The following is a 9285-nucleotide window of genomic DNA, read 5'->3' on the forward strand; positions in this document are numbered from 1 at the left end:
TAAAGAAGAAGGAGGAAATTTTTGTGCAGCAGCGAGTTTTGAAAACACTTGAATTTGATAAAATCAGGAACCAGCTGATAGAACATGCCTCATCCTCATTAGGACGGGAAAAAGCAATTGCTTTGATGCCTTCTGTTGATTTTTCGGAAGTTGCCCGTTTACAGGAAGAGACAGATGAAGCAGTCAAGGTTCTAAGACTTAAAGGAAATGTACCGTTAGGCGGTATTCATGATATAAGGCCCCATGTAAAAAGGGCGCAAATCGGAGGCATGCTCAGTCCAATTGAGCTGGTCCAGGTGGCAAGCACAGTCCATGCCAGCAGACAGATGAAGCGATTTGTCGATGATCTGCAGGAAGTTACCGAGGTGCCCATTTTACTAAGCTATACTGAAAGAATCATCGTCCTTGCGAATTTGGAAGAATCAATCAGGAACGCGATCGATGAAGGCGGTGAGGTTCTTGACAGTGCAAGTGAAGCACTAAGATCGCTTCGCCAGCAGATGCGAACGCGAGAAGCAAGAGTTCGTGAAAAATTGGAAAGCATGATTCGTTCATCCAACGCGTCAAAAATGCTCTCGGATGCCATCATCACTATCAGGAACGATCGATTTGTCATCCCTGTAAAACAGGAATATCGCTCGCATTATGGCGGTATCATCCATGATCAAAGTTCTTCCGGGCAGACGATGTTCATTGAGCCGCAATCTGTTGTCCAGTTGAATAATGAACTACAAAGCATCCGGGTAAAAGAGCAGCAGGAAATCGAAAGAATCCTTTCAGAGCTTTCAGCACTTACCGCCGACCATCATAATGAGCTATTGCAAATCGTCATCATCATGGGAGAACTGGATTTCATGTTTGCCAAGGCGCAATACGGAAGCAAAATCAAGGGCTCAAAGCCAATCGTTAATGATGAGGGCCTTATCAACCTTTTCCAGGCAAGACATCCACTGATCCCGATGGAGGAGGTTGTTCCTAACAGTGTCACTTTAGGGAGTGATTATACGACGATTGTCATCACCGGTCCGAATACCGGAGGTAAAACCGTTACTTTGAAGACAGTAGGACTTTGTACACTAATGGCCCAGGCAGGAATGCAGATACCCGCACTTGACGGATCTGTAGTGGCTGTTTTTGGCTCGGTTTATGCTGATATAGGTGACGAACAATCAATCGAGCAGAGTTTGAGTACTTTTTCATCCCATATGGTCAATATCGTGGAAATCCTTGAAAAGGTTGACCACAATAGCCTTGTGCTATTTGACGAGCTTGGTGCCGGGACTGATCCTCAGGAAGGAGCAGCACTGGCAATCTCAATACTGGACGAAGTGTATCAGCGCGGTGCAAGAGTGATCGCAACAACCCACTATCCGGAGCTAAAGGCCTATGGATACAATCGGGAAGGCGTCACCAATGCCAGCGTAGAATTCGATGTGGAAACATTGAGTCCGACTTATAAGCTATTGATTGGCGTACCAGGCCGAAGCAATGCTTTTGAAATTTCCAAGAGGCTAGGATTGAAAGAATCTGTCATTACTACAGCAAGATCCTATATCAGCGCTGACCGCAATGAGGTCGACAACATGATTGCTTCCCTTGAGTCCAGCCGTAAGCAGGCGGAGAGAGACCGCGAAGAAGCAAACCAGCTGTTGAAAGATGCAGAATATCTGCATAAGGATTTGCAAAAACAGATGGCGGAGTATTATCAGAAAAAAGATGAACTAGCCGAAAAGGCAAAAGGAAAAGCTGCTTCAATCTTGGAAAAAGCGAAGGAAGAAGCGGAAGAAATCATCCGCGACCTTCGGAAGCTGCGTCTTGATAAAGGTGCCGAAATCAAAGAGCATGAATTAATCGACGCCAAAAGGCGCCTAAGTGAGGCGACTCCTGAACTCAACCAGGCGAAAAAAGGCGGAGGAAAAGCGAAACCAGCAAAACACGAGTTCAAGCCAGGGGATGAGGTCAAGGTTCTGACCTTTGATCAAAAAGGACACCTTGTTGAACGAGTTAACGCTAAAGAATGGCAAGTACAGATTGGCATTCTCAAGATGAAAGTGAAAGAAACGGATATGGAATATATCAATTCTCCTAAGCCGGTAGAAACAAAACCATTAGCCATAGTGAAGGGCAAAGACTTCCACGTTGGATTGGAGCTTGATCTCAGGGGAGAGCGTTATGAAGATGCCCTCATGAGAGTAGAAAAATATATCGATGATGCCTTGCTTGCCGGCTACCCAAGAGTCAATATCATCCACGGAAAAGGAACCGGGGCATTGAGGCAGGGAGTCCAGGATTACCTACGCAACCACCGGTCAGTCAAGAAAATAAGATTCGGAGATGCAGGTGAAGGTGGAACAGGCGTGACTGTAGTAGAATTCAAGTAAAGTTACGCGTGCAAAATAATGCAAATCCCCGTCACAACACTTTATAATAGGCAGTGGGGTAAAATCTTTTCAGGGAGAATGGATATGGATCATTTTTGGGAAAATGAATATATAGTTACAGCTGGTTATTATAGTGTATCGATTCTCTGCATCGTCGTATTCCTGGCTGTTTTTGAACTGGTGACAAAATACCGCAACTGGGAAGAAATCAAAAAAGGGAATATTTCCGTTGCGATGGCCACAGGCGGGAAAATCTTTGGTGTAGCCAATATATTCCGCTATTCCATCAATCAGCATGATTCGCTGCTCACGATGATCAGCTGGGGAGTTTTGGGTTTCGTTTTGCTTTTGATAGGATACTTTATTTTTGAATTCCTGACACCCAAGTTCAACATAGATAAAGAAATAGAAAACGACAACCGCGCAGTAGGCCTGATATCCATGGTCATTTCTATCGGCCTGTCGTATATCATCGGAGCAGGAATTTAACAGGGGGATCTAAAAGAGTGGAAAAACTGGCTAAAATATTGCTGATTCTATGTGGGGTATTCTTGTTAGTCGGCATTGTCTATATGATGTTTTTTGCATAGGAATTTGAAAAACCGCCTTATCGGCGGTTTTTTTCACTTTATGAGAAAGTATAAAACTTTTACTTTGATTAGTGTCTAGCACGAGCGCCTAGCCCCTCGAGTCGCTTGTCTAGTGTCGCCTCCTAGAAACTCCGAAACTTCAACTCCGCCGCAGAAGCAAAAAGCGCTTCTGCCGGCGGAGTCTCCAGTTTCTGCGTTTCTGGGCAGTCGGCTATACTTTTCGGTTTCGGTCCGCCCAATGAAGTCAAAGAACGACTTCACCGGTCGGCCTCCAGCGCTTGTCGGGGCTGAACGAGGCGCTTGCGCTTTTTGTTCAGTTGGAGAGAAAGAAAGGTTAAGAATCAATTATATTAATGGGAGTTTGTCCCTATAATCCTCCAAAAAAACTATTCTAATTGTCATAAAAAGACCATTATATTATAATGGGAGATAGAATTTTCAAAAAATTTTAAATAAGGAGGCAACAAGATGGAAGTAGAAAAACCATGGCTGTCGCAATACCCTCCGGAAATTCCTGCTCATTTGGATCTTCAGCAAGCAACGGTCCAGGATTACTTGAAGCAGACTGCTGAGAAATACCCTGATAAGGTGGGAATCCACTTTATGGGCAAAGAGCTGACGTATAAGCAAGTCTACAACTATGCGAAAAAACTGGCTGCCTATCTGCAAGACCTGGGAATTGAAAAAGGAGACAGGGTTGCGATCATGCTCCCGAATACTCCTCAGTCTATCATCAGTTACTATGCAATCCTGATGGCTGGGGGAATTGTCGTTCAAACCAATCCGCTGTATATGGAACGGGAGCTTGAATATCAGATGAAGGACTCTGGTGCGAAGGCAATCATCACGCTCGACATTTTATTCCCAAGGGTCTCTAAGGTCATCGCAAACACGGATTTGGAGAATGTAATTGTAACCGCTATCAAGGACTATCTTCCTTTCCCAAAAAATCTTGTCTATCCATTCATCCAGAAAAAGCAGTATGGCATCATCGTAAATGTGAAGCATGAAGGCCAGAACCATCTTTTTACTGAAATTATGAAACAGCCTGCCGGTAAAATTAAAGAATATGATTATGATTTTGAAGAAGATTTGGCTTTATTACAATATACTGGCGGAACAACAGGGTTTCCGAAAGGCGTTATGCTGACTCATAAAAACCTGATTGCGAATGCGGCGATGAGCAATGCATGGCTGTATAAATGCAAACCGGGCGAAGAAACAGTACTTGGGATTCTTCCATTTTTCCATGTCTATGGCATGACGGCAGTATTGATTCTATCCGTAATGCAAGGCTCGAAAATGGTCCTATTGCCAAAATTCGACCTGAAACAACACTAAAGACAATCCAGAAGCAAAAGCCTACACTGTTTCCGGGAGCACCTACCATCTATATCGGTCTGCTGAATCATCCCGACTTAAAAAAATATGATCTATCGTCAATTGATTCCTGTATTAGCGGTTCAGCTCCACTGCCGGTCGAGGTACAGGAGAAATTCGAACAGATCACTGGAGGGAAGCTTGTTGAAGGGTATGGTCTAACTGAATCATCCCAGTCACTCATGCGAATTTCCTGTGGGATAAAAAACGTGTGAAAGGGAGCATTGGTGTACCTTGGCCAGATACTGATTCTGTTGTCCTATCAATGGAAACCGGTGAACCGCTGCCTCCTGGAGAAGTTGGAGAAATAGCAGTCAAAGGGCCCCAGGTAATGAAGGGATATTGGAACAGGCCCGAAGAAACAGAGCAAACACTTAAAGATGGATGGCTGCTCACCGGCGACCTTGGGTATATGGACGAGGAAGGATATTTCTATATTGTCGACCGGAAGAAAGACATGATCATTGCCGGAGGCTTCAATATTTATCCGAGGGAAATTGAAGAAGTCCTATATGAACATCCAGCGATCCAGGAGGTTGTGGCAGCAGGAATCCCAGATCCGTATCGAGGTGAAACGGTAAAAGTATATATTGTTCTTAAAGAGGGTGCACAAGCGACAGAAGAAGAACTGAATGAATATTGCCGCAAACATCTTGCTGCATATAAGGTGCCGAGATTATTTGAATTCAGGAAAGAACTTCCTAAAACTGCTGTAGGTAAAATTCTCAGAAGAGCATTAGTTGATGAAGAAAAAGCGAAAAGACAGGAAGACGAACAGAAGCGAGCTTAATTTTGAAGCCGGCTCATCAATCGGCTCTTTCTTTTTGATGAAGAAGGGTTGTCCGAACGAAATACATTTCCTTGACAGAAATGTGAGTGAATACTATTATAAAAATATGAATGATGATTCATTCAGTGAAAAGTATTGCAGACAAAAATTCGTAAACGGGAGTGTGCCACTGTAGCATTTAATGCTTGTGCTTTTCCTGGAGCGGGAGTGAAAGAAATGAAAAAAAACAGGCCGAAATATATGCAAATAATTGATGCAGCAGTGGTCATTATCGCAGAAAACGGCTACCACCAGGCGCAGATTTCTAAAATAGCAAAGCAGGCTGGAGTGGCTGATGGGACCATTTATTTGTATTTCAAGAATAAGGAAGACATACTGATTTCTCTGTTCCAGGAGAAAATGGGTTACTTCGTAGGAAGTGTTGAAGAAAAAATTGCAGGAAAACAAACAGCAACAGAGAAATTATATATGTTGGTCGAAACGCATTTCAAAATTCTTTCAGATGACCGACATCTTGCAATTGTAACCCAGCTGGAGCTAAGGCAGTCAAATAAGGATCTCCGGCATAAAATCAACGAGGTGCTTAAGGGCTACTTAATGCTGATCGACAAAATCATTTTGGAAGGCATAGAGAATGGAGAGTTTTCAAGCTCCCTGGATTTGCGTCTTGCAAGGCAGATGATTTTTGGTACAGTAGATGAAACTGCGACTTCATGGGTCATGAATGAACAGAAATACAATCTCGCTGACCTGGCTAAAGCGGTACACCAGCTGCTGATCAGCGGCTGTGGTTACCAGGACAACAAACCGGTCCTTTAATTACATCTTTCCCTTCTTTCCGAGGCGTTGAAATGCCTGGAAAGGAGGAAAAGGCAGTGTGAAAAGGCCGCTTCGCAATAAGGCGGAATGCCTAAATGCGAAGAAAGCCTTCATGTAAAAGGAGGGGAAAATGTGGAGTATCTCAAATGGTCTGCGGAGGACAGGATTGCTACGATTACGATAGCCCGTCCGCCGGCAAATGCCCTCGCTTCTGGCCTGCTGAAGGAATTATCGGCAGTCCTTGATGAAATTGAGGGAAATGAAGAAATCAGGGTTGTCTTAATCCATGGTGAAGGAAGGTTCTTTTCTGCAGGAGCAGATATCAAGGAATTCACCACAATTAAAACAGGCGAAGATTTTGCCCAGCTTGCTGAGTACGGTCAGGATTTGTTTGAACGCATGGAGCACTTTCCAAAGCCTATTATCGCTGCTATTCATGGAGCGGCATTGGGCGGCGGACTGGAACTTGCGATGGCATGCCACTTCCGCCTTGTAGCTGAAAATGCGAAATTGGGATTGCCAGAGCTGCAGCTTGGCTGATTCCAGGATTTGCAGGCAGCCAGCGTCTTCCGCGTTATGTAGGCGTTGCCAGAGCGGCAGAGCTGCTGTTTACGAGCGACCCAATCACAGGTGTGGAAGCAGTCCAATATGGATTGGCCAATCACGCTTATCCTGAAGAGCAGTTGCTTGTACACGCGTACAAGCTTGCCGGGAAAATTGCTAAAAAGAGTCCAGTTTCCATTGGTGCGGCTATTAAACTCTTGAACTATTCCAAGCACGAATCCTTCTACAAAGGAGTTAAGGAAGAAGCCAAGCTTTTTGGCGATGTCTTCCTGTCAGAGGATGGACAGGAGGGAATCAAGGCATTCCTGGAAAAAAGGTCACCGGATTTTAAAGGCAGATAAGCAAACCTTTTAGCATAATTTTTTTATAATAAATTTTTCTAATCTTTAGAACAGCTAAAATGTTTGAATACTTAGGAGGGGAACAAATGAATATCTACGTTCTAATGAAAAGAACATTCGATACAGAAGAAAAAATCACGATCGCAAACGGCAAGATCAATGAAGATGGCGCTGAATTTATCATCAATCCTTACGATGAATATGCTATTGAGGAAGCAATCCAGGTAAGGGACACTCAAGGCGGCGAAGTTACTGTTGTTTCTGTAGGCAATGAAGAAACAGAGAAACAACTGCGCACTGCTTTGGCTATGGGAGCAGACAAAGCTGTATTGATCAATATCGAGGATGACGTTGAAGACGGCGACCAGTTCACAACCGCAAAAATCCTTGCTGAATACCTTAAGGATAAGGAAGCTGATCTCATCCTTGGCGGAAATGTCGCAATCGATGGCGGATCTGGCCAGGTAGGACCTCGAGTTGCCGAACAGCTTGGAATACCTTATGTAACAACGATTACTAAACTAGAAATCAATGGAACAACTGCAACTATTACTAGAGACGTAGAAGGGGATTCAGAAGTTATTGAGACAAGCCTTCCTGTTCTTGTAACTGCACAGCAAGGTCTGAATGAGCCTCGCTATCCATCTCTTCCAGGGATCATGAAAGCAAAGAAAAAGCCTCTTGATGAGCTTGAACTTGATGATCTTGATTTGGATGAGGACGATGTAGAAGCTAAGACAAAGACAATTGATATTTATCTTCCTCCGCAAAAAGAGGCAGGAAAAGTCCTTCAAGCGAACTAGCCGATCAGGTCAAGGAACTTGTCAACCTGCTTCACACTGAAGCAAAAGTCGTTTAAGACAAATAGGAAGAATAAATACGCAGGAGGTAAATTAAATGGCGAGAAAAGTATTAGTATTGGGAGAAGCACGTGACGGACAACTTAGAAACGTTTCTTTCGAAGCGATTGCAGCTGCAAAAACAGTTGCTGAGGGCGGAGAAGTAGTTGGAGTATTGGTTGGAGAGTCTGTAAATTCATTAGGAAACGACCTATACCAGTATGGTGCTGACAAAGTTGTGGCAGTAGAGGATACCAAGCTTGCACAATATACACCAGATGGTTTTTCACAAGCATTGATGGCTGTAATCGAACAGGAAAATCCAGAAGGTGTCATTTTTGGACATACATCACTTGGAAAAGACCTTGCTCCTAAAATCGCAAGCAAATTGGGTTCCGGCCTGATTTCCGATGCAGTAGCAGTGGAAGAAGCAGGCGGTAATCTTGTTTTTACTCGTCCAATCTATTCTGGTAAAGCCTTCGAAAAGAAGATTGTAACCGATGGACTAGTGTTTGCGACAATCCGTCCGAACAACATCGCTCCACTTGAAAAAGATCCAGGGAAATCCGGAGAAGTTTCAACTGTCTCTGCTGAAATCAAAGATTTGAGAACAATCATCAAGGATGTTGTCCGTAAAGCAACAGAAGGCGTAGATCTTTCCGAAGCAAAAGTTGTAGTTGCAGGCGGACGCGGTGTAAAAAGTGAAGAAGGCTTTGAGCCGCTTAAGGAACTTGCTGACGTTCTAGGCGGAGCTGTAGGAGCTTCACGTGCGCATGTGACGCTGACTACTGTGACTATTCACTGCAAATCGGCCAGACAGGCAAAGTCGTAACTCCAGACTTATATATTGCTGCTGGTATTTCCGGAGCAATCCAGCACCTTGCAGGTATGTCCAACTCCAAGGTCATCGTAGCGATTAACAAAGACCCGGAAGCAAATATCTTTAAAGTCGCAGATACGGCATTGTTGGCGATTTATTCGAAGTTATTCCAATGCTTACTGAAGAATTCAAAAAGCTTAAAGTAAACGCTTAATTTTAGTTAATTCCAAAAAACGGACGTCACACACGTCCGTTTTTTGCTTGAAAATGCGAATTAAATAGAATATCCAAATGTAAAAAGGGTAAATTACAATAAGAGCAGATAAATAGCATCAATTGGTAAACGATGATATACTGACGTTAGTATTCAGATTTTTTTAGGAGGCATTTATATGGCTATTACACATGCTACTGACGCAACCTTTGCTAACGAAACAGGATCAGGCCTAGTGCTTGTTGACTTTTGGGCACCTTGGTGCGGACCTTGTAAGATGATTGCTCCTGTGCTTGAAGAACTAGATTCAGAAATGGGCGACAAAGTGAAAATCGTGAAGCTTGATGTTGATGACAATCAGCAAACTGCTGCACAATACGGCATCATGAGCATCCCGACACTACTTGTCCTAAAAGATGGTCAACCAGTTGATAAAGTTGTCGGTTTCCAGCCTAAAGAAGCACTTGCAGGCCGCTTGCAACAGCATATCTAAGCTATTATATGCAAAAAATCCCCGCCTTCTATCGAAGGCGGGGATTTTTTATTG

The 9285-nt window shown here is 43.7% G+C and carries 5 protein-coding genes and 4 pseudogenes; 8 read left to right on the top strand and 1 reads right to left on the bottom strand.

The window, feature by feature from the left end; all coding sequences use genetic code 11:
- Window positions 1-23 precede the first annotated feature (23 nt).
- Together JCM21738_RS10840 and JCM21738_RS10845 are read left to right on the top strand one after the other, a co-directional pair.
- Window positions 24-2381, top strand: coding sequence for an endonuclease MutS2 (locus tag JCM21738_RS10840; RefSeq protein WP_023627065.1), 2358 nt, complete (start codon window positions 24-26; stop codon window positions 2379-2381).
- An 84-nt stretch (window positions 2382-2465) separates the two neighbouring features.
- Window positions 2466-2870, top strand: a complete 405-nt coding sequence (locus JCM21738_RS10845) for a DUF350 domain-containing protein (RefSeq protein ID WP_023627066.1) — start codon at window positions 2466-2468, stop codon at window positions 2868-2870.
- Between the two features lie 176 nt (window positions 2871-3046).
- Here JCM21738_RS10845 and JCM21738_RS23860 read toward each other — a convergent pair whose 3' ends face one another.
- The gene (locus tag JCM21738_RS23860; RefSeq protein WP_148296095.1) at window positions 3047-3232 is read right to left on the bottom strand and encodes a hypothetical protein; all 186 of its coding nucleotides are present in this window, start codon (window positions 3230-3232) and stop codon (window positions 3047-3049) included.
- Between the two features lie 207 nt (window positions 3233-3439).
- On the opposite strand from JCM21738_RS23860, the pseudogene JCM21738_RS10850 reads away from it, so the two are divergent.
- The 6 genes and pseudogenes from JCM21738_RS10850 (at window position 3440) to trxA (ending at window position 9231) form a co-directional block, all read left to right on the top strand.
- Window positions 3440-5141, top strand: a pseudogene (locus JCM21738_RS10850) (long-chain-fatty-acid--CoA ligase).
- Between the two features lie 216 nt (window positions 5142-5357).
- Window positions 5358-5960 (top strand): fatty acid metabolism transcriptional regulator FadR, encoded by a 603-nt coding sequence (fadR, locus tag JCM21738_RS10860; protein WP_023627071.1) that lies wholly within the window; start codon window positions 5358-5360, stop codon window positions 5958-5960.
- Window positions 5961-6092: 132 nt separating this feature from the next.
- Window positions 6093-6865, top strand: a pseudogene (locus JCM21738_RS10865) (enoyl-CoA hydratase).
- An 86-nt stretch (window positions 6866-6951) separates the two neighbouring features.
- Window positions 6952-7724 (top strand): annotated as a pseudogene (locus tag JCM21738_RS10870) (electron transfer flavoprotein subunit beta/FixA family protein).
- A gap of 38 nt (window positions 7725-7762) precedes the next feature.
- A pseudogene (locus JCM21738_RS10875) lies at window positions 7763-8738 on the top strand (electron transfer flavoprotein subunit alpha/FixB family protein).
- A 178-nt stretch (window positions 8739-8916) separates the two neighbouring features.
- Window positions 8917-9231, top strand: coding sequence for a thioredoxin (gene trxA, locus JCM21738_RS10880; RefSeq protein ID WP_023627075.1), 315 nt, complete (start codon window positions 8917-8919; stop codon window positions 9229-9231).
- The last annotated feature ends 54 nt before the right edge of the window (window positions 9232-9285 follow it).

The organism is Mesobacillus boroniphilus JCM 21738, from assembly GCF_000517385.1.
Classification (GTDB): Bacteria; Bacillota; Bacilli; order Bacillales; family Cytobacillaceae; genus Mesobacillus; species Mesobacillus boroniphilus.

Bases quoted from the DNA above. Each gene is read 5' to 3' on its own strand.
- fadR (WP_023627071.1), top strand. From the start codon at position 5,358: ATGAAAAAAAACAGGCCGAAATATATGCAAATAATTGATGCAGCAGTG.
- trxA (WP_023627075.1), top strand. From the start codon at position 8,917: ATGGCTATTACACATGCTACTGACGCAACCTTTGCTAACGAAACAGGA.
- JCM21738_RS10845 (WP_023627066.1), top strand. From the start codon at position 2,466: ATGGATCATTTTTGGGAAAATGAATATATAGTTACAGCTGGTTATTAT.